The sequence below is a fragment of the Halomonas sp. A29 genome (assembly GCF_046723295.1).
Classification (GTDB): Bacteria; Pseudomonadota; Gammaproteobacteria; order Pseudomonadales; family Halomonadaceae; genus Halomonas.
In genome coordinates this window covers 70,996-97,535 of record NZ_JAXQPR010000002.1, presented here as the reverse complement: position 1 = coordinate 97,535, position 26,540 = coordinate 70,996, and the positions used below count along the sequence as shown (strand labels likewise).

At 64.7% G+C, this 26,540-nt stretch carries 22 protein-coding genes; 11 read left to right on the top strand and 11 right to left on the bottom strand.

The genetic code is table 11. The features are described from left to right. Nucleotides 1–88: 88 nt before the first annotated feature. Nucleotides 89–2,554, bottom strand: a complete 2,466-nt coding sequence (locus SPH52_RS03890) for a DUF1266 domain-containing protein (RefSeq protein ID WP_411793691.1) — start codon at nucleotides 2,552–2,554, stop codon at nucleotides 89–91. A 206-nt stretch (nucleotides 2,555–2,760) separates the two neighbouring features. On the opposite strand from SPH52_RS03890, the gene SPH52_RS03885 reads away from it, so the two are divergent. The 3 genes from SPH52_RS03885 to SPH52_RS03875 all read left to right on the top strand — a co-directional run bounded on the left by SPH52_RS03885 (nucleotide 2,761) and on the right by SPH52_RS03875 (nucleotide 6,985). Continuing rightward, nucleotides 2,761–4,206, top strand: coding sequence for an NAD-dependent succinate-semialdehyde dehydrogenase (locus SPH52_RS03885; protein ID WP_411793690.1), 1,446 nt, complete (start codon nucleotides 2,761–2,763; stop codon nucleotides 4,204–4,206). A 31-nt stretch (nucleotides 4,207–4,237) separates the two neighbouring features. Next, a complete protein-coding gene (gene gabT / locus SPH52_RS03880; RefSeq protein WP_411793689.1) occupies nucleotides 4,238–5,530 on the top strand; it encodes a 4-aminobutyrate--2-oxoglutarate transaminase in 1,293 nt (430 codons plus the stop codon). A 246-nt stretch (nucleotides 5,531–5,776) separates the two neighbouring features. Beyond that, nucleotides 5,777–6,985, top strand: coding sequence for a PAS domain S-box protein (locus SPH52_RS03875; RefSeq protein ID WP_411793688.1), 1,209 nt, complete (start codon nucleotides 5,777–5,779; stop codon nucleotides 6,983–6,985). Between the two features lie 64 nt (nucleotides 6,986–7,049). Here SPH52_RS03875 and katE read toward each other — a convergent pair whose 3' ends face one another. After that, entirely contained in the window at nucleotides 7,050–9,236 is a 2,187-nt protein-coding gene (katE, locus tag SPH52_RS03870) for a catalase HPII (RefSeq protein WP_411793687.1), read from the bottom strand. A 217-nt stretch (nucleotides 9,237–9,453) separates the two neighbouring features. Between katE and SPH52_RS03865 the strand changes: the two genes are divergently transcribed. Further along, complete coding sequence (locus tag SPH52_RS03865) at nucleotides 9,454–10,140, top strand: hypothetical protein (RefSeq protein WP_411793686.1); 687 nt, start codon at nucleotides 9,454–9,456, stop codon at nucleotides 10,138–10,140. A gap of 66 nt (nucleotides 10,141–10,206) precedes the next feature. Here SPH52_RS03865 and SPH52_RS03860 read toward each other — a convergent pair whose 3' ends face one another. Next, on the bottom strand, nucleotides 10,207–10,449 hold the full coding sequence (locus tag SPH52_RS03860; protein ID WP_411793685.1) for a GlsB/YeaQ/YmgE family stress response membrane protein: 243 nt from the start codon (nucleotides 10,447–10,449) through the stop codon (nucleotides 10,207–10,209). 86 nt (nucleotides 10,450–10,535) lie between these two features. After that, nucleotides 10,536–11,090: a DUF924 family protein gene (locus SPH52_RS03855; RefSeq protein WP_411793684.1), complete on the bottom strand. Its 555-nt coding sequence runs from the start codon at nucleotides 11,088–11,090 to the stop codon at nucleotides 10,536–10,538. Nucleotides 11,091–11,172: 82 nt separating this feature from the next. On the opposite strand from SPH52_RS03855, the gene SPH52_RS03850 reads away from it, so the two are divergent. The 6 genes from SPH52_RS03850 to SPH52_RS03825 all read left to right on the top strand — a co-directional run bounded on the left by SPH52_RS03850 (nucleotide 11,173) and on the right by SPH52_RS03825 (nucleotide 16,675). Further along, nucleotides 11,173–11,364, top strand: a complete 192-nt coding sequence (locus tag SPH52_RS03850) for a hypothetical protein (RefSeq protein WP_411793683.1) — start codon at nucleotides 11,173–11,175, stop codon at nucleotides 11,362–11,364. A 99-nt stretch (nucleotides 11,365–11,463) separates the two neighbouring features. Then, nucleotides 11,464–12,462, top strand: coding sequence for a GlxA family transcriptional regulator (locus tag SPH52_RS03845; RefSeq protein WP_411793682.1), 999 nt, complete (start codon nucleotides 11,464–11,466; stop codon nucleotides 12,460–12,462). Between the two features lie 30 nt (nucleotides 12,463–12,492). Continuing rightward, nucleotides 12,493–13,671 (top strand): MFS transporter, encoded by a 1,179-nt coding sequence (locus SPH52_RS03840; RefSeq protein WP_411793681.1) that lies wholly within the window; start codon nucleotides 12,493–12,495, stop codon nucleotides 13,669–13,671. Between the two features lie 26 nt (nucleotides 13,672–13,697). After that, nucleotides 13,698–15,089: a YcjX family protein gene (locus tag SPH52_RS03835; protein ID WP_411793680.1), complete on the top strand. Its 1,392-nt coding sequence runs from the start codon at nucleotides 13,698–13,700 to the stop codon at nucleotides 15,087–15,089. Beyond that, nucleotides 15,086–16,132: a YcjF family protein gene (locus SPH52_RS03830; protein ID WP_411793679.1), complete on the top strand. Its 1,047-nt coding sequence runs from the start codon at nucleotides 15,086–15,088 to the stop codon at nucleotides 16,130–16,132. The genes SPH52_RS03835 and SPH52_RS03830 overlap by 4 nt, the downstream gene beginning before the upstream one ends. Before the next feature lie 102 nt (nucleotides 16,133–16,234). Further along, entirely contained in the window at nucleotides 16,235–16,675 is a 441-nt protein-coding gene (locus SPH52_RS03825) for a universal stress protein (protein ID WP_411793678.1), read from the top strand. Between the two features lie 56 nt (nucleotides 16,676–16,731). Here the strand turns inward: SPH52_RS03825 and SPH52_RS03820 are convergent, their stop codons facing one another. The 7 genes from SPH52_RS03820 to SPH52_RS03790 form a co-directional block, all read right to left on the bottom strand. Further along, a complete protein-coding gene (locus tag SPH52_RS03820; RefSeq protein ID WP_411793677.1) occupies nucleotides 16,732–17,853 on the bottom strand; it encodes an ABC transporter ATP-binding protein in 1,122 nt (373 codons plus the stop codon). 28 nt (nucleotides 17,854–17,881) lie between these two features. Continuing rightward, nucleotides 17,882–18,760, bottom strand: coding sequence for a carbohydrate ABC transporter permease (locus SPH52_RS03815; protein WP_411793676.1), 879 nt, complete (start codon nucleotides 18,758–18,760; stop codon nucleotides 17,882–17,884). Next, nucleotides 18,753–19,685, bottom strand: a complete 933-nt coding sequence (locus SPH52_RS03810) for a carbohydrate ABC transporter permease (RefSeq protein ID WP_411793675.1) — start codon at nucleotides 19,683–19,685, stop codon at nucleotides 18,753–18,755. The genes SPH52_RS03815 and SPH52_RS03810 overlap by 8 nt, the downstream gene beginning before the upstream one ends. A gap of 75 nt (nucleotides 19,686–19,760) precedes the next feature. Next, nucleotides 19,761–21,032, bottom strand: coding sequence for an ABC transporter substrate-binding protein (locus tag SPH52_RS03805; RefSeq protein WP_411793674.1), 1,272 nt, complete (start codon nucleotides 21,030–21,032; stop codon nucleotides 19,761–19,763). A gap of 129 nt (nucleotides 21,033–21,161) precedes the next feature. Then, complete coding sequence (locus SPH52_RS03800) at nucleotides 21,162–22,631, bottom strand: ATP-binding protein (protein WP_411793673.1); 1,470 nt, start codon at nucleotides 22,629–22,631, stop codon at nucleotides 21,162–21,164. Continuing rightward, entirely contained in the window at nucleotides 22,628–23,350 is a 723-nt protein-coding gene (locus SPH52_RS03795; protein ID WP_411793672.1) for a response regulator, read from the bottom strand. Before SPH52_RS03795 ends, SPH52_RS03800 begins: the two co-directional genes overlap by 4 nt. 122 nt (nucleotides 23,351–23,472) lie before the next feature. Next, nucleotides 23,473–24,270 (bottom strand): Cof-type HAD-IIB family hydrolase, encoded by a 798-nt coding sequence (locus SPH52_RS03790; protein ID WP_411793671.1) that lies wholly within the window; start codon nucleotides 24,268–24,270, stop codon nucleotides 23,473–23,475. Between the two features lie 194 nt (nucleotides 24,271–24,464). On the opposite strand from SPH52_RS03790, the gene SPH52_RS03785 reads away from it, so the two are divergent. Beyond that, nucleotides 24,465–26,405: an exoribonuclease II gene (locus SPH52_RS03785; RefSeq protein ID WP_411794095.1), complete on the top strand. Its 1,941-nt coding sequence runs from the start codon at nucleotides 24,465–24,467 to the stop codon at nucleotides 26,403–26,405. The last annotated feature ends 135 nt before the right edge of the window (nucleotides 26,406–26,540 follow it).

Genomic DNA, 26,540 nt, shown 5'->3' with positions numbered 1-26,540 from the left:
GGCTCGCGACTATTTTGTATGAAGGCCCTCAGGGGGCCGTTCCATAAACCAGCTGACTATAAACCACACTTCATCACCAGAGCGAGCCCTAATGTAGCGTTTTGACATCGCCCGGTAACGTGTCGATATGCATAGGTGCCCAATGGCGCGGACTCGCCCCGGGGAAGTCCAGGCTGGCCCAGGGACCTGCCAGCGGTGGCGCTCCCGACAGCCAAGCAACCAGGGCCTGGCGGAAACCGCCCAGAAAGCCTTCGCGTTCAGACGTTTCGCCCATGAAGAAGGAGAAGCCCGCGTAGAGACCACGCGCATAGGCTTCCCAACTGCTGTAATGCTCCGCAGCCAGTGCGTGGGCTCGTTCCAGCACACTGCTGAAAGCAGCGTCATCCAACCAACCCAACTGGCGTCCGGCAATCGCAAGATCCACGGCCTGTGCTACGTCCCAGGCGGTCATGTCCAGCTCGTTGCAACCATCGGTATTATCGCGCACCCGCTGCAGGCGCAGCAGGTGGGTGCGATCCTCCTCGCTGCATTCACCGGTTTCGAGCATGGCGATTTCCGAGGCCAGCCGCTGGGTATTGAGCGTATAGGGCGCATAGTTGATCTGATATTCTTGACGGTCGCCCGCCTCGAGCAGGAAATCGAGAAACTCCTGGAGCTCGGCTTGGCCATGCAGGCCATAGTGGCCGTCGACCCATTCCCTGATGGAAACCGCTTCCCGCTCGCTCTCCACCGGCGGCTCGCTCCATGAGGCATTGTTGAGCGGGCCCACCAAGGCCATGGCGGTAAAACGCGACAGCGATGGACGCGGCCCAGGCTCCTGCCACTGGCTCGAATGCCAGTCAAGCCAATGAAACGGACTTCCCGGATCGTCTAGATGCCAGCGGATCTCGTTGATCAGGGGCGGATGCTCCCCTTCCGGCAGCAGGTGCTCCCATTGAGCCCAGGCTTCGAGCAGACGACGGGCATCGGGGTAGAAGCGACACAGTGTGCCGCGCAAGGCCTCGGCCAGGGCTTCCAGCGCCGAAGGCTCGAACGCCTCGCTGTCCATCGCCATTTGTAGATAGAAGGCGTACTTCTCGGCCATGTGGATGGTTGCCGCATGGCGGCTGCCCTGCTTCAACGCTGCGAGGCTGGCCAGATCCTCGGCCTCGGGGCGCCCGAACGGTGTGTCGGCCGCCGGCAAGGCACCATGGGCGGCATCGGCCGCCAACTGGTTGAGGTGGTGTGCCTGGGCCGGCAGCCAGTAGCGGGATAGCGCCTCCACTCCCTCCTCGGGGTGTAGCCCCAGAGTTTCGTCGAGATAGCGCAGGGCATCGGTACGACGCTCGATCGCTATCGGCACGGCCAGCCCTTGACGCATGCCAAACTCGGGCTCGCGCACCGAGGCCAACGCCAGCACCCAATGGCGAGGCGAACGCCGCCAAGCCATCATCGAGCGTCGTGAGGCCTCCCGCTCTTCCTCGCTCAGCAACTGTGGCAGCGGTGCCCGCCAGGGACTGACGGGGGAATTGAGCAAGAGCCCCCAGTCACGCTGCATGTCAGCCAGTCGATCGCGCCCCTCGAACAGGCTGCAGCCCCGCTGATAGGCACGTGCCAGCGCCGACCAGTCGCTATAGCGACGCAGCACCAGGTCGGCGCCGTGGGTGGCGAAATCCCGGGCTTCTGCCACGTCTAGCCAACCCGCACAGGCACCGGCCCAGGCAAGGTCGACCAGCCGCAGCCAATCCCAGGCAGCCCACTCCAGCGGCTCACCGTGCTCGATGAAGGCAAGCAGTACCCGGCCATAGTCACGCTCGCCACTGGAGAGTCCCTCGAACCACGCCTGGCGCTCGTCGCCCGGTGCTGCCAGCAGGCGAGCAGCATCGAGATCCCACCCTTGTCGGTGACCATAGCCCGCCAGCCAGAGCAGGCTCTGGATCAATCCCGCGCGGTCCTCGACCTGCCAGTAGCGCCACAACCACTCCTTGGCATCGGGCCAGTCCGCCTCGCCAGGCGCAACTTCCACCACTGGAGCGAAGGCCGCTCGCAAACGCCAGCCATGGGTTTGAGGAGCATCGGGCCAGAGCGCAAGGGACTTGTCCTTGCGCCGCAGGGCAACCCATTCGGTCAGAGTATTCCAGGTAACACCCTCGCCATCCCTCTCGAGGGCCGCCAAGGCCTCACAGGCCTCCCAGAAGCCATCGTCACCGCGTACCCAGCCTTCGGAACTCTTGGCATGTCTCAACGCCTCGAGCCAGCTTTCCAGGTTCGGGTAATGACCGGTGATCTCGTCGGTCACGCGCACCACCCAACTGCGCAAGCGTGGCTCGCTTAGCCAGCCGGCCGACCCAGCCAGAGCGAGCAGCTCGAGTGTCGCCAGCAGACGCGCCGGATCGGCAGTGCCGGTGCCAAAGGCCTCGACCAGGCGCCAGCCCAATTCACCGCGATCAGCGACGCCCAGCGCCTGCAACCTGGCAACGGCCGCCTTGGCCTCGATCGCGTTGGGCTCGGGCTCGAAGGCCCAGTCGCACAGGACCAGTTGCTGAGCCCACCAGGCGTAAAGGGGATCGACCAAGTCTCACCTCGACGTTCAACCAGCAGAGATAAAGTGCGGCACCGCCACACCAAGGAAATCGGCGCCTAGTGTAGCGGAAAGCGCGGCGCACGCCGATGGCTCCGAGCGGTAAAAAAGGCGGCCGGGTCCAGCGAGCGAGGTCTTGGCTAAACGTTTTAAATAATGCACACTCACAAAACAAGATAATCAACACCATGGAGCCCCCAATGACACTCCCTGCCGACATCTTCACTGACAAGGCCTATATCGCCGGACAGTGGCGCGACGCCGAGCGCCGTTTCAGCGTGACCAACCCCGCCAACGGCGAGACGCTGGCCGAAGTGCCGGATCTGACCGCGGACGACGCAAGTGATGCCGTGGCGGCAGCGGAAGCCGCCTGGCCAGCCTGGCGCCGCCAGCCCGCCAAGCAGCGTGCCGCCCTGCTGCGCGCCTGGTTCGACTCCATCATGACCCACCAGGAGTCGCTGGCGCGCCTGATGACGCTCGAGCAGGGCAAGCCGCTTGCCGAGTCACGCGGTGAAGTGGCCTACGGTGCGTCGTTTGTGGAGTTCTACGCCGAGCAGGCCAAGCGCGTGGCGGGCGAAACCCTGCCCAGCCACGGCGCCGACAAGCGTATTCTGGTCTTTCGTGAGCCGATCGGCGTGGTGGCGGCGATCACGCCGTGGAACTTCCCGCTGGCGATGATCACACGCAAGTGTGCCCCGGCCCTGGCCGCCGGTTGCCCAGTGGTGATCAAACCCGCCGAGGCCACACCGCTTACCGCGCTGGCCCTGGCCAGGCTGGCCGAGCAGGTCGGCTTCCCCGCTGGCGTGTTCAATGTGGTTACGGCGAGCCGCCCTGCCGAGATCGGCGAGGTACTGACCACCGATCCGCGTGTGCGCAAGGTCTCCTTTACCGGCTCCACACCGGTGGGCAAGCGCTTGCTCGCCCAGTGCGCCGGCACGGTCAAGAAAGCCTCCCTTGAGCTCGGCGGCAACGCACCCTTCATCGTCTTCGACGACGCCGACCTGGATGCCGCGGTCGAGGGCGCAGTGGCCTCGAAATTCCGCAACTCGGGCCAGACCTGCGTTTGCACCAACCGTCTGCTGGTGCAGTCAGGCGTCTACGATGCGTTCGTGGAGAAACTGGCCGCCCGGGTCGCCCAACTCCAGGTGGGTAACGGCCTGGAAGAAGGCGTGGTGCAAGGGCCGCTGATCAATGCGGCCGCGGTGGACAAGGTGCAGTCCCACATCGCCGACGCCCTGGCCAAGGGTGGGCGGCTGATCTGCGGCGGCGAGCCTCACGCCCTGGGCGGCACTTTCTTCCAGCCTACGGTGATCGCCGACGTCACCGATGAGATGCGCGTGGCGCAAGAAGAAACTTTCGGCCCGCTGGCACCGGTATTCCGCTTCGACACCGATGAACAGGCCATCATCATGGCCAACGCCACCGAGTTCGGCCTGGCAGCCTATTTCTATGCCCGTGACTATCGCCGCATCTGGCATGTGATGGAGAACCTCGAGTATGGCATGGTGGCTGTCAACGAGGGGATTCTCTCCACCGAACTCGCGCCCTTCGGCGGCGTCAAGGAATCTGGCTTGGGCCGGGAAGGTTCGCATCACGGCCTGGATGAATTCACTGAACTAAAATACGTTTGTGTCGGCGGACTGTGATCCACAGCAGCGACTTTCCATGGAGGTCTAGATGAACAACGCACAGCTCAATGAACTCAAGCAGCGCTACGTCGCCAATGGCGCCGCCAGCCCCGCCACCCAGTTCGCGGATCGCGCCGAGAACGCGCTGATCTGGGACGCCGACGGCAACCGCATCATCGACTTCGCCGGCGGTATCGGCGTACTCAACGTTGGCCACCGCCATCCCAAGGTGGTGGCAGCAGTGAAAGCTCAGCTCGACAAGGTAATGCACACCTGTCAGACCGTGATGCCCTACGAGGGCTACGTCAGGGTGGCCGAAAAGCTCAGCCAGGTCACCCCAGTGCGTGGCCACGCCAAGGTGATGCTGGCCAACTCCGGCGCCGAGGCGCTCGAGAATGCGGTGAAGATCGCCCGCGCCGCCACCGGCAAGAACAACGTGATCTGCTTCGACGGCGGTTACCATGGCCGTACTTTCATGACCATGGCCATGAACGGCAAGGTCGCGCCCTACGCCACCGATTTCGGCACCATGCCGGGCAACGTCTTCCGCGCACCCTACCCCGTGGCCTACCACGGCGTCAGCGAGGATGAGGCGCTGCGCGGCCTGAAGATGGCACTGAAGACTGACGCCAACCCCCGCGACACCGCGGCCATCGTGCTCGAGCCGGTGCTCGGCGAGGGTGGCTTCTATCCTGCCCCGACCAGCTTCCTCAAGGCGATTCGCGAGATCTGCGACGAGCATGGCATGCTGATGATCATCGATGAAGTGCAGTCGGGCTTCGGCCGTACCGGCAAGCTGTTCGCCATCGAGCACAGCGGCGTCGAGCCGGACATCATCACCATGGCCAAGAGCATGGCCGACGGCATGCCGATCTCCGCCGTGGTGGGGACCGACCGGGTCATGGATGCCTCCGGCCCCAACTCGCTGGGCGGCACCTACACCGGTAACCCGCTCTCCTGCGCTGCGACCCTTGCCGTGCTCGAGGTCTTCGAGGAGGAGAAAATCCTCGCCAAGAGCCAGGCCCTGGGCGACAAGCTGGCCAAACGCTTCGCCCAGTGGCAGAGCGACTTCGACTGCGTCGATAACGCTCGTAACATGGGATCCATGGCGGCCATCGACTTGGTTTCCGACAAGGGCAAGCACACGCCTGACGCCGACCTGGCCGGCGCGCTGTGCAAGAAAGCCCGCGAGCGAGGACTGATCCTGCTCTCCTGCGGCCTCTACGGCAACACCATCCGCTTCCTGATGCCGGTCACCATCGAGGACGAGATTCTCGAAGAAGGGCTGGACATCGTCGAAGCCGCGCTCAAGGAGCTGGTTGGTAGCAAGGCCACCGCCTGATCCCTACTCTTGCTAACCGAAGCCCTAGCCCTACTATCCGCACTACCGCAACACGAGCCTGGCCAGCAAATCGCTGGCCAGGCTTGCTTTATTTTCAAACTACCGTTTAAGTCAAGTAAAAAAAAGTAAAGTTTTGCTTCAGCAGGCCGATGATACGAGTAAGCCCACTCCGCGCTGAGGTAATGCTTCATGAATTGGCTGCCCCCAACTTCCCGCTCTGCCAAGATGGCTGCCATCAAACAAAGCATGGCATATGTCGAATTTACTCCTGAAGGGGAAGTAGTCGATGCCAATGCACTGTTCCTGAACTGCATGGGCTACGCCCTTGACGAGATAAAGAAACAGTCTCATCGAATATTCTGTTCGGAGTCCTTTCTCAAGAGCGGAAGTTATTCGCGCTTCTGGGATGAACTTGCCCAAGGCATCCAACAAGCGGGCACTTTTCAGCGCATCGCCAAGTCCGGCGATACGGTCTGGCTCGAAGCGACCTACTTTCCGGTGCGCGATCGCAGCGGCAAGGTCACGGGCGTCATCAAGATCGCCTTGGACGTTACCGCCAAACAGCAGGAAGCACTCTCCAAGGAAGCCGTGCTCAATGCGCTCGATGCCTCCATGGCGGTCATAGAGTTCACACCGCAGGGCGATATCCTGCGTGCCAACAGTAACTTTCTCAAGGCGTTGGGCTACACTGCCACCCAGGTCGTGGGGCAGCATCACCGAATATTTTGTGACGATAGCTTCTATCGCCAGAACCCGGACTTCTGGGCCAAGCTAAGCGCCGGGGAGTTCAATGCCGGGCAATTCGAACGCTTTACCTCCTCAGGCGAATCGATCTGGATCGAAGCGACGTACAACCCCGTTTTCGATAGTGATGGCAACGTCTTCAAGGTGGTGAAATTCGCCACCGACATCACACCTCGCATTCGCCAAGCGGAAGCTGCTCGCGAGGCCGTCGAGTCGGCAAGCAGCGTGGCAACGCAAACCGAGCAGATTGCCGTCAGTGGGCTGGAGCGCCTGGGAGAAGCCGTCGACGACTCCGAGCGGGCCAACCAGGAGATCGTCAGCCTCGAAGAAATACTCAGCCAGCTCAATGCCCAAGCCAACGATATCAACAGAATTACCGCAGCGATCTCACGGGTAGCCGAGCAGACCAACCTGCTGTCGCTCAATGCCGCCATAGAAGCCGCACGCGCAGGCGAACATGGCAAGGGGTTCGCCGTGGTTGCCAGCGAAGTGCGCAAGCTGGCTCAGCAGGCGGGAGGAGCCGCCGCCGATATCACCCGGGTACTGAGCGAAAACGCCGAACTGACCCTGGCCGCGACGAACAAGATTTCGCTGGCATCCTCGCAAAGCAGTTCAACCCAGCAGAAGCTGTCCGAGGTCACCCGAGTGGTTCATGAAATGCTGGAGGGAGCAAAACGGGTATCGAGTGCCGTCGAACGACTGAACACCTGAAGCCCGCCAGGAAAGCATCCCGCCAGGAGATTCCGGCGGGATGCTCGTCTTGGCGTTACGAAGCTCACGCTGGCATGTCGTTGGCCTTCGGGTCTCGCGCCCAAATCCGATGCTGACCCATGGCCTCGCGCAGCGGAGTGAAGACGTCGTCCACCGAGGCCCCGGTCAGCACGCCTTCTTCGCCGGTGGGCACACCCGCCGAGTCCAACAGCACCTTGGCGTCGCCAACGGCGGCAATCGCCTTGAGGTGCTTGTAGGCCTCCTGCACGTAGTAACGGCCGAGCCCCGACTGGGCCAGTGCATCCACGCCGTCGCTGCCACCAGGCACCACCACTGCGTCCACCGCTACCGAGGGCATGCCGTTGAGCATGGCGTCGGGGGTGATGCTCTTCCCGTTGGAAGCCTTCACCGGCGCCATGCTGGGCGCGATCACCTTGCCCTCGGCACCCTCGGCCTCGAGTTTCTTCTTGATGGCCTCGACCTGGTCGGCATCGATCCCATCGGCCACCAGGATCGCCACCTTACGGTACTTGATGTTGCCAGGCAGGCGCGCCATCAGGCTCAGCGCAGGCGATTCAAGCTGTGAACTCCTGCCCAGCTCCTCGGGAGAGGCAGGCTTATCGGTAGGCGCCTCGATGCCGTGGTTCTCGCCGACGCGGCGGGCCAGACCCAGGTCGATGTTGGGCAGGATCTCCTTGATCACCCGCTCACGGATCCAGGGCCGCTGAACTTTGGAGAGTTCGAAGGTGTAGGCGGCGATGATGTGCTCCTTCTCCACTTCGGTCTGGCTGTTCCAGAACAGCGTGGCCTGGGAATAGTGATCGCCGAACGAGGGGCTGCGGGCACGGACCTTGTGTGCGTCGATACGCTCGTAATGGGACTCAAAGCCGCCATTTTCGGGCCCTGCCGGGGTCTCGCTGGGCCAGCCGCCGTCGATGGAGTTGGGCTCGTAGGAAGCCTGCCCCTTGTCGATGGTCTGGCGGTGCATGGAATCACGCTGGTTGTTGTGGAACGGGCACACCGGCTGGTTGATGGGGAGCTCGTTGAAGTTGGGACCGCCGAGCCGCAGCATCTGGGTGTCGAGATAGGAGAACAGTCGCCCCTGCAGCAGCGGGTCGTTGCTGAAATCGATGCCCGGCACGATATGGGCGGGATTGAAGGCGACCTGCTCAGTCTCGGCGAAATAGTTGTCCGGGTTGCGATTGAGCACCATCTTGCCGATGGGCGTGACCGGTACCAGTTCTTCGGGAATCAGCTTGGTGGGGTCGAGCAGGTCGAAGTCGAACTTGTGCTCGTCCTCCTCTTCGACCACCTGGATGCCGAACTCGTACTCGAGAAAATCACCGTTCTCGATGTCCTCCCACATCATGCGGCGATTGAAGTCGGGATCGCGCCCCCATAGCTTCTGCGCCTCGTCCCAGACCAGCGAACAGGTACCGGCCAGCGGTTTCCAGTGGAACTTGACGAAGCGTGCTTTGCCCTGCCTGTCGATCAGCCGGAAGGTGTGTACGCCGAAACCTTCCATGTTGCGGTAATGACGCGGGAAGGCGCGGTCAGACATGGTCCACAGCACCATGTGGGTGGATTCCGGCATCAGCGAGACGAAGTCCCAGAAGGTATCATGGGCCGACTGGCCCTGGGGGATCTCGTTGTGCGGCTCGGGCTTCACCGCGTGCACGAAGTCGGGAAACTTGATCGCATCCTGGATGAAGAACACCGGCATGTCGTTGCCGACCAGGTCCCAGTTGCCCTCATCGGTATAGAACTTGGTGGCGAAGCCGCGCACGTCGCGCACGGTGTCGTTGGAGCCGCGCGCACCCTGCACGGTGGAGAAACGCACGAAGACCGGCGTCTTCTTGCCAGGGTCCTGGAACAGCCCCGCCTTGGAGTACTGGGCAGCGTTGTCGTAGGGCTGGAAGTAGCCATGCGCCGCCGCGCCGCGGGCGTGCACGATACGCTCGGGGATGCGCTCGTTGTCGAAGTGGTTGAGCTTCTCGCGAAAGATGAAGTCCTCGAGCAGCGTCGGCCCCCGCTCGCCCGCCTTCAATGAGTTATGGTTGTCGGCGATGCGCGCGCCGTGGTTGGTGCGCAGGTCGTGCCCCGTGGCATCCCTGCGGTACTTCTCGAGGTTCTTCGACTTGCTGTGCTCGTCGGTCTTGAAATCGGTGTCGTTGGGTGCGCCGCTGTTGGGCGTGGTGTGGGGGTTGTTCGCCATGCTCGAACTCCTGTCGCAAATTGTGGATCCATCCATTCCTGCGTGTACGGCGCCCCGCCTTGACCCGGCGCTCATGATTCTTGTGCTTCGATTGGAAAGGTAGTCCCACCCCCGGCGACCGCCAATCGCTCCAGCCTATGGCAACAAAAGAAAACATTAATCGCTTTAAGCCGTCCCCTTCCTCGGCCGATACTGGGTAACTGAACGAGGCGGCGCAGCACCGCGAACGATGGCAATAACGAGGATTGAATCGATGAAAAGGATGACAGCCACCGGCGTGATCGCCACTCTGTGCCTGCTCGGCACGGCCCCGGCACACGCCCAAGACAACAACCGCATAACCCTCGGCGCCGTTGCCGGCACAACCGGTGTGGGTGCCGACATGGCGTGGCGATTCAGCGATCGTCTGGGGGTCTCTGCGCGCTACACCGGCGGGCTGGATTGGAGTACCGATTACAGCACCGACGACGTCAACTACGACGGCGACGTGAACCTGGCGGCAAGCAAGCTGACGCTCGACTACTACCCCTTCACCGGCGGCTTCTTTCTCAGCGCCGGTCTCATGCTGCCCGATATCGAAGCCGACGTGGTGGGCCGGCCGCGCGGCGCAAGCTACCAGTTCAACGGCCAGGAGTACCCGGCCGATGCCCTCGGCACCCTGCACGGCACGGTGACCCTCGCCGACGGTATCCAACCCTATGCCGGCATGGGCTGGCGTCAGTCGCATCGCAGCGGCTTCGGCGTGTTCGCCGAGGTCGGCGTGATCCCTACCGACCCGGACGTGTCGCTGAGGACATCGGAAGGCTTCGAGAATGGCGACAATCCGCTGTCGGCTCAGCTGCGCCAGGAGATCCGCCAGGAGGAGCAGCGGCTCGAGAGCGAGGCCGAAAAGTGGCCCGTCTACCCGGTCGCGGTAGTGGGCGTCAGCTACACCTTCTGATGACCCACTCCAGCACGAACGAGTCGGCCCGGGCGATGAACTGCCCGGGCCGACTCGTTTCACAGGCTAGGCCTGCCGAACCTTGGAGATGATCCACAGCAGCAGCACTGCGCCCACCGTAGCCGTAACCAGTGAGCCGATGAAACCGCCGGCCTGCAGCCCCAGCAGCCCAAACAGGAAGCCGCCGATCACGGCCCCCACGATGCCCACACCGATGTTGGCCAAGATGCCGAATCCACCGCCGCGCATGATGTTGCCGGCGATCCAGCCCGCCAGCCCACCGATGATCAGCCAGGCGATAAGTCCCATATCGTCTCTCCTTCCCTTCTGATGGATTCTTGCCCCCTCCGGGGGACTCGATGATGTCTAAGCGCGGCTTCCCTGCAAAGGGTAGCTTAGAATGACGAGCCGGGTTGTTTCAGGAAGGCCACCTCCTCTTCACTCGATTCACGTCCGAGAATGGCATTGCGGTGCGGGTAGCGGCCGAAGCGCAGCAGGATGTCACGGTGCAGATGTTCGAAACGCAGGTTGTCCTCGAGCCCTGGCTGGTCGAACAGGCGCAGCGCCTCGCCGTGGATCGCGAGCGACTCGCTATGCATGTAGGGCATGTAAAGAAAGCTGCGCCAGAGTACGTCCAATTCTCGGTCCTGCCGCTGGGCCACGGCTTCCTGGGCCAGCACCAGCGCCATGGCGTCCTGGGCGAAGGCGCGCGGGTCGTCCCGGTAAAGGTTACGCGAGAACTGATCGAGCACCAGGATCTCGGCCAGCCGCCCCTGCGGCGTATCGCGCCAATGCCAAAGCTCACCGGCCGCGGCGGCGGCATGCAGCGCACCGAAGCGCTCACGTATCGTGCCGTCGAGCGCTTCGTCCTTGCGAAACCACTGGGCAGGTTCGAGCTCCTCGAACCAAAAGGCAATCACCGCGTCGCGGCCGGGCAACCTCTCGTTCATGTCGTGTCCTCGTCGTCTACGCTCCTGATATCATGAACTTGGGTTGCGGATTTTTCACCCTCCGCTTGCCACGGGAGACACCATGACGCCCATGCTCGGCATGTTCACCTTCATCTTCAACCTCGTCGGCCTGGTGATCTGCCTGGCCGGCCTGACGCTGGCCCAGCGCCGGAGGAAACACCAGCAAAAGCGCTGGCCGGGCCATGCCCTGGCCGGGTTCGGCTTCTTCATCGCCACCACACCGATCTGGGGGCAGTGGCTGCTGGCACAGTGACGCAGTGGCAAGAAATGTCCCAATCGGTGGGATATCGGTCGTTGCAGACATCTCCAACCCGGAGGAGACTGGCTTGACGTCTCGTCGTGAGAGATCGCCATGCCGCGTACCATCGTCATCCTCGCCTACCCCGATTGCCAGCTGCTCGATGTCAGCGGTCCGTGGCAGGTCTTCGCCTCGGCCAACGACCTGAGTGGCCATGAACTCTATCGCCTGCACTTGGCCGCCGATGTACCAGGTAGCGTGGCAACCAATGGCGGCCTGGCGCTCATGGCCGACACGGCCTGGAGCGAACTCTCAGCACTCGGCCCGGTGGATACGCTGCTCGTCGCCGGTGGACGCGGCGTCGCCGCCCAGCGCCAGCGGTCCGAGCTGCTCGATGCACTGTGCGAACAGGCTCGCCAAGTACGCCGGCTGGGCTCGATCTGCACCGGCGCCTTTCTGCTCGCCAGTTCCGGCCTGCTGGACGGCTGCCGGGCTACGACCCACTGGCGACACTGCGCTCAGCTGGCCAGCGATTACCCCATGGTTCGTGTGATACCCGATGCACTCTACGTCGATTCGGGCGGTCGCTTCACCAGTGCCGGAGTCACTGCCGGCATCGACCTGGCTCTGTCGCTGCTGGAAGCCGACCACGGCAGTGCCCTGGCCGGACAGGTGGCTCGCGAACTGGTACTGTTCCTGCGCCGCCCCGGCGGGCAGTCGCAGTTCAGCGAAGTGCTGGCCAACCAGCACCGTGCCAGCGGTACGCTGCGACGGCTGCTCGAGCGCATCCACGCCGACCCCGCCGCACCGCACCGCGTGGAGACGCTGGCCGACTCGATCGGGGTCACGCCACGTCACCTGTCACGTCTGTTCCGTCAGCAGCTCGCCACTACGCCGGGCGCCTACCTGACCCGCCTGCGTCTGGAGCAGGCCCGCCTGGCACTGCTGACCAGCGAGCGAGCGCCGCCGCTGGAACGCTTGGCCAGCGATTGGCAACTGGGCGGCGCGGAGCAGTTGCGCCGGCTGTTCCAGCGTCATTACGGGGTTTCCCCCACGCTGTATTACCAGCGCTTCGGACCGATGGCCCAAGCCACCATGTCCTCTCACACCTGAACGATGGATGAACGCGCCCAGGAGGCCGCCATGCCCTTCAACGTGATGCTGCTGTCGCTGTGCCAGGCGCTACTGGTGAGCGGTAATATCCTGCTGATCGCGGTTTCGCCGCTGATCGGAGCCCGCCTCGCCCCCGATCCGGCCTGGTCCACCGCTCCGGTCGCCACCCAGTGGCTGGGGCTGATGTGCGCGACCATTCCCGCCTCGCTGATCATGGCGCGGCTGGGGCGCAAGCGCGGCTTCCTGCTGGGCAATCTGCTGGGACTCGCGGGCGTGGCCGTCGCGGCCCAAGCCTTGGTGGCCGAAGCCTTTTTTCTCTTCATGCTGGGCACCTGGCTGATCGGCATCGGCATCGGTTTTGGCCAGCTCTACCGTTTTGCCGCCGTTGAAGCCGCCCCGCTGGCGCTGCGCGACCGCGCCATCGGCCTGGTGATGGGCGGCGGCGTGCTGGCCGCCTTCTTCGGCCCGTGGCTGGCCCGCATCAGTCGCGAAGCGGCCGACACGCCTTTTCTCGGTAGCTTTCTCGGCCTGGGATCCCTCTACCTGGTGGCCTTGCTGGTGCTGCTGGTTACCCGGTTGCCGCCTCCCGAGAAGACCCATGGCGACGGCCAGCCAAGGCCCCTCGGCGAGATCGTGCGCCAGCCGGTGTTCATGGTGGCGGTGCTCTCGGCGCTGATCGGCTACGGTGTGATGAACCTGGCGATGACCGCCACTCCGCTGGCCATGGCCGGCGCCGGTCACCATTTCGATCATGTCGCTACCACCATCCAGTGGCACGTGCTGGCGATGTTCCTGCCCTCGTTCGCCACCGGGCACCTGACGGCACGTTTCGGCGCTCCCCGCATGATCGCCATGGGCTGCGTACTGCTGGCAGCGAGTGGCCTGGCCGCCCAGGTCGAGGCCGGCGTGGCAGGCTTTCATTTCGCACTGATCCTGCTCGGGCTGGGCTGGAACTTCACCTTCCTGCCGGCCACCGGGCTACTCACCGAGGCGTATCGGCCGGTGGAGAAGGCCCGCACCCAGGCCGCCAACGAGTTCCTGGTCTTCTCTACCGTGGCGGTCACCGCACTGCTGGCGGGCCCGCTGGTCAACCTGCTCGGCTGGACACTGCTCAACGCCCTGCTGGTGCCACTGTCGCTGGTGCCGATCGCGCTATTGGCCTGGCAGCGCCTTGCCAGACGCCGCCAAGACCCTCACATTAGCGGCTGACACTGCTGTGAAGGGATTCCTCGCCAATGCGCCAGTCGCTCACCCGGGAGCTGACCAACCTGATCGAACGCGGCCGCGACCGTCAGCTGCGCCTGGCGGTCACCGGGCTCTCGCGCTCGGGCAAGACCGCCTTTCTCACCTCGCTGGTCAACCAGCTGCGCCATGCCGGCCTCGAGGCAAGACTCGACCTGATGCCTGCGGCCCGTCAAGGTCGCCTGCTGGGCGCCCGCCGGGTCAGCCAGCCCGACCTCGGCGTGCCGCGTTTCCCTTATGACCAGGCCATGGCGGCGCTCGACAGCGAACCGCCGCGCTGGCCCGAGCCCACCCGCGGCATCAGCGAGCTACGCCTGTCGATCCGCTATCGCCCGGCGCGGCGCGGGTTGCTGCGTAGCGAGACCGCCGAGCTCAATCTCGACCTGTTCGACTACCCCGGCGAGTGGCTGCTGGACCTGCCACTGCTTGGCCACGACTACCTGAGCTGGAGCCGCGCCATGCTGGCCGGCACCGGTGAGCAGCGCCGCGCTCTGCTGGCCGAGTGGGAGCGAGTCGCGGCCGTGCTCGACCCTGCTGCCGAGGCCAATGAGGCTGAGCTGGCCGACACCGCGGCACTCTACGCCCATAGTTTGCAGGCCGCTCGCGAGGCGGGCTTTGCCAATCTGCAGCCGGGCCGATTCCTGCTACCGGGCGACCTGGAGGGTGCTCCGGTGCTGCAGTTCTTCCCGTTGCCGGAGTTGGCGGAAACCGATGATGCGGTATTGGCCAAGCTGCCGCCGGAAAGCGTCTACGCTACCCTCGCCGCGCGCTTTCGCCACTATCAGCAGCACATCGTGCGGCCCTTCTACCGCGACCACTTCCGCCGCTTCGACCGTCAGATCGTGCTGGTCGACGTGCTCGGCGCCCTCAACGCCGGCCCGGAGCGCTTCGAGGATCTCTCCCAGGCGCTGGCTACGCTGATGCAGAGCTTCGACTATGGCAAGCGCAGCCTGCTCTCGCGGCTATTCGCGCCGCGTATCGACAAGCTGGCCATTGCCGCGACCAAGGCCGACCACGTCACCCCGGAGCAGCACGCCAATCTGAGCGCGCTGCTCGAGGCCCTGCTCGCCGAACCGCTGCAGGACCTGCGCTACGCCAACGTGCCGGTGAAAGCGCTGTCGCTGGCCTCGATCCGCGCCACCGAAGCCCACGAGGTCAGTCACAAAAGCGAGCGCACCCCGGCACTGCGAGGCATCACCTTGGAGGGTGAGGAGGTACTGGTGTTTCCCGGCGAGGTGCCGGCAAAATTGCCCGAGGCCGAGTTCTGGGCTCGCCAAGGGTTCGACTTCCGCGCCTTCCGCCCCGCCCCACGGGAAGGCGGCGCCCTGCCTCACATCCGGCTCGACGCCGCACTGGACTGGCTGATCGGAGACAAGCTGCAATGAGCGACCATCGCCATGAGCCGCCTGGAAACGACCCGCGCCCGGCCCGCCGTTTCACCCTCGATGAGCCGGCTGCTCCGGGCCCGGAGATACCGCGACCGCGGCTCGATTTCGACAGCCATCTGCCCACACGGCCGGTAGAAGAGCCACCACTCAGCCGCGCTGAGCGCGACCTGGAAGCCAGCCTCGGCAAGCCACGCAAGCGCCGCTGGGGGCTGTTGACCCTGCTTGGCGGCGGCATCGCGCTGGGCAGCGTGGAGTTGGCCCTGCGCCTGCCGGCGGCCCTGCTCGGTGGTGACTGGCTAAGCGGCGGCTGGCATCTGTTGGGGCTGGGCGCCATTGCCCTGGGGGCCGGGGCGCTGCTGCGTGAGGGCTGGCGGCTGCGCCGGCTGAAACGCCACGACGCCCTGCGCAGCCGATTGGCCCGGCTGCCCGAAGTCGACGCCACGGCGGCGCTGGGCTTGGCCAAGGTGCTCAAGCAACAGCTCGGCCTCGACGACGACCATCCCCATTGGCAGGCATTTCTCGCGGCCCGGCAGCCGCACCACGGCGGTGCGGAAATTCAGCAACTGCTAGCCCACCATCTGCTGGCTCCGCGCGACCGTCAGGCCCGGCGGATGATCTCGCGCATGGCTGGGGAAACGGCGGTCATGGTGGCGGTGAGTCCGCTCACGCTGGTGGACATGTTCCTGGTGGCGTGGCGCAGCCTGGCAATGATCGACCGACTCTGTCGCCTGTATGGGCTGGAGCTGGGCTATGCCAGCCGCCTGCGCCTGTTGCGCAATGTGCTCTCCAACATGGCCTTTGCCGGCGCTACCGAGATGGCCAGCGATGCCGGGGTGGAGCTGCTCTCGCTCAACCTGGCAGGGCGACTCTCGGCACGCGCCGGCCAGGGCATGGGGGTGGGGCTGCTTACCGCCCGCCTCGGGCTGCGCACCCAGCGCCTGACCCGTCCTCTGGTGTTCGGTGAAGGTGAGGCACCCCGGATGGCGGACCTGCGCAGCGAGCTCTGGCAGCAGTTGCGCCGGCTGGAAAAGCCGGAATGAGGCAGGCATTGGGCTCATCCTTGACCTTGGTCATGACACTCCGGGCCTGAGCGTCTAGGCTCGTGGATATGGACCGCTCAATCGCCGCATAAGGAAAACCCCATGTTCGACTCCATTCTGGTTCCCGTCGATGGCTCCGAAGGTGCCAAGAAAGCGCTCGACGTCGCCTGTCAGTTGGCCAACCAATCCGCTGCGACCCTGCACATTCTGCATATTCCCGAGGAGCTCGCGCACGAGACGACACTTGTTTGGGGCATCGGCGCCATCGCCATCGAAGCCTCGCGTCAGGAACGGGAAGACATCGGCAAGCAGGTCGTCGACAAGGCAGCCGAAGCGGCACGTGCCAAGGGCGTCACCCAAATCGAGACGGTAATCGGCCAGGGCGATCCGGCTCGCACCATTGTCAGCGAGGCTCGCCGCCGTAGCGTCGAGGCCATCGTCATGGGCAGCCGTGGGCTGAGCGATTTGCGTGGTCTGGTGGTGGGCAGCGTATCGCACAAGGTCAGTCATGTAGCCGAGTGCACGGTGATCACCGTGCGCTGAGCCACTTCACGAGGCCGCCTGCTTCACTGGCTGGCGGCCTCGGTTACGCTTTCGGATCAGGCCAGACGCTTCTCCGTTTCGCTGTCGAACAGCACCGCACGGCCCATGTCGATGCGCAGCGTCAGACGCTCGCCCGCCTTCACCCGACACTTGGGACCGACCCGCGCCGTGGCCTCACCTTCCCCCAGCTTCAGTTGCAGCAGGATGTCGGCTCCTGTGGGCTCCACCACGCTGATGCGCGGCGTGAACGCCACGCCCTCGGCAAACTCAACGAGCCGCGCGTCATCCTCGGCGAAATGTTCCGGGCGCAGCCCCAGGATCACCGTCTGCCCGATCTGCTCGGCCATGGCCGGGGTTTCACGCTCACGCGGCCAGGGCAGCCGCAGGCTCTCCTCCTCCGGTGTATCCACACGCAGCCGGTACTCCCCCGCTTCCTCCTCCAGCGTGGCGGCAAGAAAATTCATCGAGGGCGAGCCCATGAAGCCGGCGACGAACAGGTCCACGGGATTGTTATAGACCTCGTCGGGAGAGCCGAGCTGAAGGATCCGGCCATCCCGCATCACCGCGATGCAGTCGGCCAGCGTCATCGCCTCGATCTGATCGTGAGTGACGTAGACGATAGTGGTACCCAGGCGCTGGTGGAGCTTCTTGATCTCGGTGCGCATGTCGACGCGCAGCTTGGCGTCGAGGTTGGAGAGCGGTTCGTCGAACAGATACACCTTGGGCTCGCGGGCCAGCGCCCGGCCCATGGCCACCCGCTGGCGCTGCCCGCCGGAGAGCTGCGAGGGCTTGCGTTCGAGCAGGTGGGATATCTGCAACAGATCGGCGACTCGTTCGACGGCCGCCTCGCGCTCGGCCTTGGGCACCTTGCGCATCTCCAGGCCGAAGCTGATGTTCTGGCGTACCGTCATGCTCGGGTAGAGCGCGTAGGACTGGAACACCATGGCGATGTCGCGCTCAGCCGGGGTCTGCCAGGTGACATCCTCGCCGGCAATGCGGATCTCGCCCGAGGTGACCGGCTCCAGCCCGGCGATGGCATTCATCAGCGTCGACTTGCCGCAACCCGAGGGGCCCACCAGGATCAGGAACTCCCCCGAGTCGATCGCCAGGCTCACGTCCTTGAGCACCTGTTCGCTGCCGAAATCCTTGCAGACATTGTTGATTTCAAGCGCTGCCATGTCGAAAACCTCTTTGTTGTTCGGTTGCTCAGCCCTTGACCGAGCCGGCCGTGAGCCCGCGGACGAAATATTTACCCGCCAGCACGTAGACGATCAGCGTGGGTAGCGCGGCGATCATTGCCGCCGCCATATCGACGTTGTATTCGCGTACCCCGGTCGAGGTGTTGACCAGGTTGTTGAGCGCCACCGTGACCGGCTGGGTGTTGTGGGCAGAGAACGCGACGCCGAACAGGAAGTCGTTCCAGATCTGGGTGAACTGCCAGATCACCGAAACCACGATGATCGGTGCCGACACCGGCAGCAGGATGCGCCAGAAGATGCGAAAGAAACCCGCGCCGTCAAGCTTGGCCGCAGAGACCAGCTCCGTGGGCACCGCCACGTAGAAATTGCGGAAGAACAGCGTGGTGAAGGCTATGCCGAAGATCACGTGGACCAGGATCAGCCCCGCCCGCGAGCTCGACAACCCCAGCCAGCCCAGCGTCTGCGCCATGGGCAGCAGCACCACTTGGAACGGGATGAAGCAGCCAAACAGCATCAGCGCAAAGACCAGCTCGGAACCCTTGAAGCGCCACTTGGTCAGGGCGTAGCCGTTGAGCGCGCCGATGGTCGTGGAAATCAGCACCGCGGGCACCACGATGGCGATGGAGTTGAAGAAGTAGACCCCCACGCCCTCGCAGCGCATGCCGGTGCAGGCCTCGCCCCAAGCCTTGGCCCAGGGCGCCAGCGTGGGCTCCCGGGGTAGCGAGAGCAGCGTGCCCGGAGTGATTTCGGCCAGCGGCTTGACCGAGGTAATCAGCATGACCACCAGCGGCAGCAGGTAGAACAGCGCGGCCATCAGCAGCACGGCATAGAGCGTGGCACGCCCCAACCGTGCGCCCAAGGTGCGGCGTCGAATCACGTTATCCATGGCGACGGTTCCTCAGCTCGGAATAGAGATAGGGAATCAGGATCGCCAGCACGCCGCCCAGCATCAGCATGGCGCTGGCCGAGCCCAGCCCGATCTGCGCGCGGGTGAAGGCGTGGGCGTACATGAAGGTGGCCGGCAGGTCGGAGGCGTAGCCCGGCCCCCCACCGGTGAGCGCTACCACCAGATCGAAGCTCTTGATGGCGATGTGCGAAAGGATCATCACTGCGCTGAACACCACCGGACGCAGGCACGGGATGACCACCCGCCAGTAGATGCGCGGCAGGCTGGCACCGTCGAGCTGAGCGGCCTTGAGAATGCTGTCGTCGATGCCGCGCAATCCGGCGAGAAACAGCGCCATGACGAAACCGGAAGCCTGCCACACCGCGGCGATCACCAGGGTGTAGACGGCCATGTCTGGGTCCACCAGCCAGTCGAAGCGGAAGTTCTCGAAGCCCCAGCTGCGCACCATGGCCTGGACGCCGAGGCCGGGGTTGAGCAGCCATTTCCACACCACGCCGGTGACGATGAACGACAGCGCCATGGGATAGAGGTAAACCGTGCGCAGCGCCCCCTCCTGGCGGATGCGCTGGTCGAGCAGGATGGCGAGCAGCAGCCCCAGTGCCAGGCAGATCGCCACGAACAGGCCACCGAATACCACCAGGTTGGTGGAAGCTACCCACCAGCGGTCGTTGGCCATCAGGCGCGCATACTGGGCAAAGCCGACGAAGTCGTAGCTGGGCAGCATGCGCGAGCTGGTCAGCGAGAGGATGAAGGTCCACAGCATGAAGCCATAGACGAACAACAGCGAGATGGCGACCGACGGCGCCAGCACCAGCTTGGGCAGCCAGGCCTGGAGCAGGCCGGACGAACTGCGTCGGGTACCAGAACCGGCGGCCGGCTGCACCGCGGGACTCGATAGGGACATAGGGGGAAACCTCGGACGTGGCGGCGTGCTACTGGGGGCGAGCCTGCTGGGACAGGCCCGCCTTTCGACTGCGCGTTACAACGCCGCCTGGGCGGCGTTGACCATGCGCCGGGCAGCTTCTTCGGCGGCCATGTCACGCGAGTTGAAGTAGTTGGTCACCACGTCGAAGATGGCGCCCTGCACGTCGGCGCGCACCGCCATGCCATGAGCCATGCTGGGCACCAGGCCGCCTTCGTCGGCGGTGCGCTGGAAGTCGTCCATGGAGCGCTGGGCGCACTCGTCGAACTCGCTCATGTCGAGGTCGGGTCGAGCAGGAATCGAGCCCTTGGCCAGGTTGAAGGCTTCCTGGAAGGTCGGCTCGAGTACCAGCCGTGCCAAGGCCTGCTGGGCCTCGCGCTCCTCGCCCTCGACGCGGAACATGGCCAGGCTGTCGATATTGAAGGTGAAGGCGTCCTGGGTACCCGGGGCGGCGGCGCAGAGATAATCCTCGCCGGCGGTGAGCCCGGCGGCAGTGAACTCGCCCTTGGCCCAGTCACCCATCAGCTGCATGCCGGCATCGCCATTGATCACCATGGAGGTGGCGATGTTCCAGTCGCGGCCGGACATGTCGTCATCCATCAGCTCGCGCAGGCGCTTGAAGGTTTCCAGCGCCTCGATCATCTGCTCGCTGCCCAGGGCCTCCTCGTCGAGATCGACCATGGTCTGCTGGTAGAACTCGGTGCCACCGGAAGCCAGCAGTACGGTCTCGAATACGGTAGCGTCCTGCCAGGCCTGACCACCATGGGCCAGCGGAATATAGCCCGCCTCTCGAATCGCCTCGCCGACGGCGAACAGCTCGTCCAGCGTGGTCGGCATCTCTACCCCGGCGGCGGCAAGCACCTCGGGGTTGGCCCACAGCCAGTTGACCCGGTGCACATTGACCGGCACCGCCACGTAGCTGCCATTGTTGCGCATGACCTCGGCTACCGTGGGCGGCAGCAGCTCGTCCCAGCCCTCGGCCTCGGCCACCTCGTCGAGCTCCCCTAGCAGACCGAGCTCGCCCCACTCCTGGATTTCGGGACCCTTGATCTGAGCCGCAGATGGCGGATTGCCGGACATGGCGCGGGACTTGAGCACGGTCATGGCAGTCTCGCCACCACCACCGGCCACGGCGAAATCCTTCCAACCGTAGCCTTCGGCCTCCATCAGCTCCTTGAGCACGTTGGCGGCCCGGGCCTCACCGCCGGAGGTCCACCAGTGCAGCACCTCCACCTCGGCGGCCTGGGCACCGGAGAACGCCAATGAAGCCGTCGCGGCAGTGGCCAGGGCAAGTGAGGTCTTTCTGAAAGAGATATTGAAGGATGGCATGGCATGCTCCTGCTGTTGTTATTGAACCCGGCAATTACCGGTGTATCAGCAACGCTAACCGAGAGCTGCCTTGTTTGGGGTTACTTAGTCCTGCAAAGTATTGAGCAAATATTACAAGGCCGTAACATTTTACGGGCGCGGCAAGACGAGAGTGGCCTCAAGCCCTCCTCTGGGGTGGTTGGCAAGCAAGATGTCACCGCCCATGGCGCGGGCAATGTGCCGGGCGATACCCAGCCCCAGGCCGCTGCCACCGGTATTGCGACTGCGCGATGGCTCCAGGCGTACGAAGGGGGCGAAGACCCGTTCATGCTGCCCTTCGGGAATGCCCGGGCCGTGATCGCGAATGGTGATGGTCAAGCATTCGGGGGTGTCATCGAGGCAGACCTCGGCGCACCGGCCATAGAACACCGCATTCTCCAACAGATTCGCCAGGCAGCGCTTGAACGCCAGCGGCTTGACCGGCAGCAGCTCGGCGTGCCCCAAGACGCTCACCTCGCCCCCCTGCAGCGCCAGCTCGTCGGCAAGCGCGGTCAGCACCGCCCGAGGATCGACCGGCTCTACCGCTTCATGCAGGTCGAAACCCTTCACCGAGGCCAGCGCGCCTTTGACCAGCAGGCCGAGCTCGTCCAGCGACGCGCAGAAGCGCTCGCGCTGTACCGGGTCGTCGAGCATCTCGGCGCGCAGGCGCATCCGTGTGATGGGGGTCTTGAGGTCGTGAGAGATTGCCGAGAACAGACGCTCACGCTCGTCGACCTGATCGCGAATGCGCTCCTGCATGCGGTTGAACGCCACCGCTGTTGCCGCCACCTCGCGTGGCCCGCTCTCGCGCAGCGGCGGCGCATCGAGATCGTCGCCGAGCTGGCGTGCCGCCCGCGACAGCCGCGCCAGCGGCCGGGTCACGCTGCGGATACCGAGCAGCGACAGGCCGATCACCGTAAGCAGTACCATCAAGCTGGCCAGCAGCCGTTCGCCGGAGAGCCAGCGATACTCATTGAACAGGTCGGGTACCGGCAGCAGCGTCGCCACGTAGAGCCAGGTTTCGGGGCCGAGCTCCATCTGCACCACCAGGATCGGCGGCGACAGCGGCTCCATCAGCAGGCTGTGCTGCCCCCAGCGCGGCGGCAGGTCGTGCAGCAGCACCTCGTTGTTGTAGACGCGCAGCGTCTCGGCCCGGGAGAACTCCACCAGCACGTCATCGATGTTGAGCTCGGCGGTGAGGATCTCACGGAAGTTGTCCACGACCAGATTTTTTTCAGGCCCCGAGCCGATGTCCTGCACCGGGATGCGTCGCTCGTTGACGCTGACGAAGAAGCGCGTACCGCCCATGTTGCGCAGCTGATCGAGTACGATATGGCGATACTCGAAGGGCAGTGAGCGAAAGAAGCGCATGGTCGAGGCCACGCTATAGGCGACGTTGCGCGACAGCTCGTCGAGCTGTTCGAGCTGGCTGGAACGCACCTGGGAGGTCCACACGACATAGCTGGCCAACTGGGCGGAGAGCACCCCGACGAGCATGATCAGCACGAAACGTCCGCGCAGGGTACGCGGCAGGAAGCGCACCAGGCGGCGACGCCAGCGCCTGAAACGCCCTTCGTTCACGTCAGCGCCTCGACCCGTGCGGTGAAGACGTAGCCTGTCCCGCGCACGGTGCGAATCAACTGATGGTAATGGGTATCCTCTCCCAAGCGCTGGCGCAGCCGGCACACATGCACGTCGATGGAGCGGTCCAGCGGAGGTGACGGGCGGCCGCGGGTCAGCTCGTAGAGGGCGTCACGCGAGAGCACCTGCTCAGGATGTTCGAGAAACACCTGCAACAGCTGAAAATCGGCACCGGAAAGCGGCGTGCGCACTTCGTGCTCGTCGATCAGCTCCCGGGTCATGCGATCGAGGCGCCAGGTGCCGAAAGCCACCAGCCTCGCCCGCACCGGATCGGCAGCCACGCCTGCGCGGGAGCGGCGCAGCACCGCCTTGATTCGAGCCAGCAGCTCGCGAGGGTTGAACGGCTTGCCCAGGTAGTCGTCGGCGCCCAGCTCTAGCCCCAGGATACGGTCGGTCTCGTCGGCGCTGGCGGTGAGCATGATGATCGGCACCTCGCTCGAGCGGCGGATGTCGCGGCAGATGGTGAAACCGTCGTCGCCGGGCAGCATGATATCGACGATGAGCAGGTCGGGAGCTTCGCTTGCCAGCAGGCGATGCAGCGCCTCGGCATCCTCGGCGGCCAAGGCGCGGTAGCCGTGGCGTCCCAGGTAATCGACCAGCAGTTCGCGGATCTCGGGGTCGTCATCGACCACGATCAGAGTGGCGGGCGTAGTGGTCATCGTCGTCCGATGGCAAGGGGCAGTGCCGAGGCAATACCCGTGAGTCGTTGTCGTTATTCGGCTTCGATGATGGGCAAGCGCGACCAAGGCGGCAAGAGGCCCTAGACCAACGTCGCAGCATGCTACAGGGAAAATCGCTGCTGCAGATGCCTGGCCACGGCAGTCTCGGCGTGATGGCCGATGCGCCGAGCGACGGGTACCCGCGCGGCCAGCTCGGGGTGGGCATTGGCCATTACGTGCGCCTCGCCGGCCAGGGCCAGCATTTCGGTGTCGTTGAGGTTGTCGCCGAAGGCCAGGCAGCGCTCGCTGTCGATCGCCAGTGCGGCGAGAAGCGCTGCCAGTGCGGTACCCTTGTTGACGCCACCGGCCATGATCTCCAGTGAATTAGTGGTGGAGTAGGTAACGTGCAGACGCTCGCCGTGCTGCACACGCACCGCAGCCTCGAGCCCCGCCAACCGTTCCGGCTCGCCGATGTAGAGCACCTTGCCGACGCCCTCCCCGTCGAGGCTTGCCGGCTCCACTACCCGGTAGCCGAAGCCGGTATGGGCGTGATAGGCCAGCAGCCGCGGCTCGGGGGCATCGATCAGCCACTCATCCTCGAGGTAGAGATTGAGGCGCACGCTGTCGTGACGCTCCAGCGCGATCAACTCGCGTGCCAGTTCGGCCTCGAGATGGCGCGACGTCAACAGCTCGCCGTCGGGGCCGTGCAGGTAGGCACCGTTGGTGCTGATCACGTGGATAGGCACGCCCAGCCGGTCGCGAAAAGCCAGCATGTCGCGGAAATGCCGCCCCGAGGCGAAGGCCAGCTGGTGGCCCTGCCCTGCCAGCAGGCGCAGGGTCTCGATGGTCTCGGGGTGCAGGTCGTGATTGGCGTCCAGCAGGGTGCCGTCGAGGTCGGAAACGATCAGGTGCGGTGTCATGGGCATCCATTGCTTCAAGTAACCGATAGAGGCTAACGCAGCCTGCCAGAATTGCCCAGCCGGACAACACCTGCCGATATCGCTGAGCCAAGCACGGGCAAGCAACTGATTTGCCATAGCCGGCACGGCAGCGTTTGGCGCCGGCCTCAGGAATCCGTATAGTGGCCCTCCTACCCCGCCACACGTTCGTGATCATGCTGCAGAACAACCCGCTGCTCGCCCAGCTCAAGCAACAGATTCGTGAAGTCACCCCCCGTGCAGAGGGCGTGATCAAGGCCACCGACAAAGGCTTCGGCTTCCTCGAGACTGATGATGGCCAGTCCTATTTCGTGCCACCTCCAGCCATGAAGCAGGTGCTGCACGGCGATCGCGTCCAGGCCGTGATCCACGAGAATGGCGACAAGACCTCCGTCGAACCGGAGACCCTCGTCGAAGCGGGCCTCAGCCGCTTCATCGCCCGGGTGCAGAAGCGCGATGGGCGGCTGGCCGTGGTGCCCGATCACCCTTCGATCAAGACTTCGCTCAAGGCCCGCATCAAGAACAGTCTCGACGAAGACAGCATCGGTGATGCCGACTGGGTCGTGGCGCGGCTGGTACGCCACCCGCTCAAGCCAGACGACAGGGCCTTCTTCAGCCAGATCGACGAACTGGTAGCCAAGGCCGACGACCCCGCCGTGCCGTGGCGCGTCACCCTGGCCCGCCACGCCCTGGAGCAGGAGTGCCCCGACGCCGGTGACGACTGGCCGCTGCGCGACGAGGGACTCGAGCGCGAAGATCTCACCGCCGAGCCCTTCTTCACTATCGACGGCGAGAAGACCCGCGATATGGACGATGCGCTGCGCATCGAGCCACGCGAGGGAGGCGGCTGGCGCCTGACGGTGGCCATTGCCGACCCCACTGCCTACGTCGAAGAGGGCCATGCCGCCGACCTGGAGGCGCGCACCCGCGCCTTTACCGTCTACCTGCCGGGCCAGAACGTGACCATGCTGCCCGAGCAGTTGGCCGACGACCTGTGCTCGCTGCGCGAGGGCGAGCAGCGTCCGGCCCTGGCCTGTACGCTCGAGGTGGAAGCCGATGGCAGCCTCGGCGAATACCGCTTCTTTGCGGCAACGGTGCGCTCCCAGGCCAAGCTGATCTACGACCGTATCTCCGACTGGCTCGAAGGTCAGGGCGAGTGGAGCCCGGCCAAGGAGATTGCTGGCCAGCTCCAGGCGCTGCGCGACATGACCGAGGCCCGCAGCGCCTGGCGCGCCGAGCATGCGCTGGTGTTCAAGGATCGCCCGGACTACGTCTTCGACCTCGACCCGGCAGGCAACGTGCTGGACGTCCGCATCGAGGAGCGGCGCATCGCCAACCGTATGATCGAGGAGTCGATGATTGCGGCCAATGCCTGCTGCGCCCACCTGCTTGCAGAACACGTCGGCCACGGGATCTTCAACGTGCACCGCGCCTTCGACCCGGAAAAGGCCGAGGCCGCCCACGAGTTTCTCGCCGCCCAGCAGATCGAGGTCGAGCTGGAAGCGCTCTCCGAGTTGCCGCGCTACAAGGAGCTCAAGCGTGCGCTGGAGAGCCGCGACGACGCCTGGCTAGATGCCCGCCTGCGGCGCTTCCAGGGCTTCACCAGCATGTCCGCCCGCCCCGGCCCGCACTTCGGCCTGGGCCTGGCCGCCTATGCCACCTGGACCTCGCCGATCCGCAAGTACGGCGACATGGTCAACCACCGCCTGATCAAGCGCGTGCTCAAGGGTGAGCAGGCCCCGGCGGAAGCCACCCAGGCGTTGACCGAGCAGCTCACCGAGCGGCGCCGGCTCAACCGCATGGCCGAGCGCGACGTCAAGGACTGGCTCTACGTACGCTACCTGACCCCCGCGGCCAAGGCGCAGGATGCCTTCGAAGCGGAGGTCTTCGGCATCAGCCGCGGCGGCATGCGCGTGCGCCTCACCGCCAATGGCGCCACCGCCTTCGTGCCGGCTCCGATGTTGCACAGCGATCGGGACAAGGTGGTCATCGACGACAAGGAAGGTCGCATCCAGATCGAGGGCGAGGAACGCTACAAGCTCGGCGACGTGATTCGTGTGGCGCTGGTCGAGGCGCGCGAGGAGACCCGCTCGCTGGTAGCACGCCCCACCGAGTAGACCGGCGAATACACCCTCCCTACCTGTCGTCCGCAGCACGAAAACCGCCCGATACCTTGATATGGGGCGGTTTTCGTCGTCTTTTCCACTCGCTTTACGCCCCGCCTTGTGGCATTTTGAGGTTGATAAAAAACA

Bases quoted from the DNA above. Each gene is read 5' to 3' on its own strand.
- SPH52_RS03885 (WP_411793690.1), top strand. From the start codon at position 2,761: ATGACACTCCCTGCCGACATCTTCACTGACAAGGCCTATATCGCCGGA.
- gabT (WP_411793689.1), top strand. From the start codon at position 4,238: ATGAACAACGCACAGCTCAATGAACTCAAGCAGCGCTACGTCGCCAAT.
- SPH52_RS03875 (WP_411793688.1), top strand. From the start codon at position 5,777: ATGGCATATGTCGAATTTACTCCTGAAGGGGAAGTAGTCGATGCCAAT.
- katE (WP_411793687.1), bottom strand. From the start codon at position 9,236: ATGGATGGATCCACAATTTGCGACAGGAGTTCGAGCATGGCGAACAAC.
- SPH52_RS03865 (WP_411793686.1), top strand. From the start codon at position 9,454: ATGAAAAGGATGACAGCCACCGGCGTGATCGCCACTCTGTGCCTGCTC.
- SPH52_RS03860 (WP_411793685.1), bottom strand. From the start codon at position 10,449: ATGGGACTTATCGCCTGGCTGATCATCGGTGGGCTGGCGGGCTGGATC.
- SPH52_RS03855 (WP_411793684.1), bottom strand. From the start codon at position 11,090: ATGAACGAGAGGTTGCCCGGCCGCGACGCGGTGATTGCCTTTTGGTTC.
- SPH52_RS03850 (WP_411793683.1), top strand. From the start codon at position 11,173: ATGACGCCCATGCTCGGCATGTTCACCTTCATCTTCAACCTCGTCGGC.
- SPH52_RS03845 (WP_411793682.1), top strand. From the start codon at position 11,464: ATGCCGCGTACCATCGTCATCCTCGCCTACCCCGATTGCCAGCTGCTC.
- SPH52_RS03840 (WP_411793681.1), top strand. From the start codon at position 12,493: ATGCCCTTCAACGTGATGCTGCTGTCGCTGTGCCAGGCGCTACTGGTG.
- SPH52_RS03835 (WP_411793680.1), top strand. From the start codon at position 13,698: ATGCGCCAGTCGCTCACCCGGGAGCTGACCAACCTGATCGAACGCGGC.
- SPH52_RS03830 (WP_411793679.1), top strand. From the start codon at position 15,086: ATGAGCGACCATCGCCATGAGCCGCCTGGAAACGACCCGCGCCCGGCC.
- SPH52_RS03825 (WP_411793678.1), top strand. From the start codon at position 16,235: ATGTTCGACTCCATTCTGGTTCCCGTCGATGGCTCCGAAGGTGCCAAG.
- SPH52_RS03820 (WP_411793677.1), bottom strand. From the start codon at position 17,853: ATGGCAGCGCTTGAAATCAACAATGTCTGCAAGGATTTCGGCAGCGAA.
- SPH52_RS03815 (WP_411793676.1), bottom strand. From the start codon at position 18,760: ATGGATAACGTGATTCGACGCCGCACCTTGGGCGCACGGTTGGGGCGT.
- SPH52_RS03810 (WP_411793675.1), bottom strand. From the start codon at position 19,685: ATGTCCCTATCGAGTCCCGCGGTGCAGCCGGCCGCCGGTTCTGGTACC.
- SPH52_RS03805 (WP_411793674.1), bottom strand. From the start codon at position 21,032: ATGCCATCCTTCAATATCTCTTTCAGAAAGACCTCACTTGCCCTGGCC.
- SPH52_RS03795 (WP_411793672.1), bottom strand. From the start codon at position 23,350: ATGACCACTACGCCCGCCACTCTGATCGTGGTCGATGACGACCCCGAG.
- SPH52_RS03790 (WP_411793671.1), bottom strand. From the start codon at position 24,270: ATGACACCGCACCTGATCGTTTCCGACCTCGACGGCACCCTGCTGGAC.
- SPH52_RS03785 (WP_411794095.1), top strand. From the start codon at position 24,465: ATGCTGCAGAACAACCCGCTGCTCGCCCAGCTCAAGCAACAGATTCGT.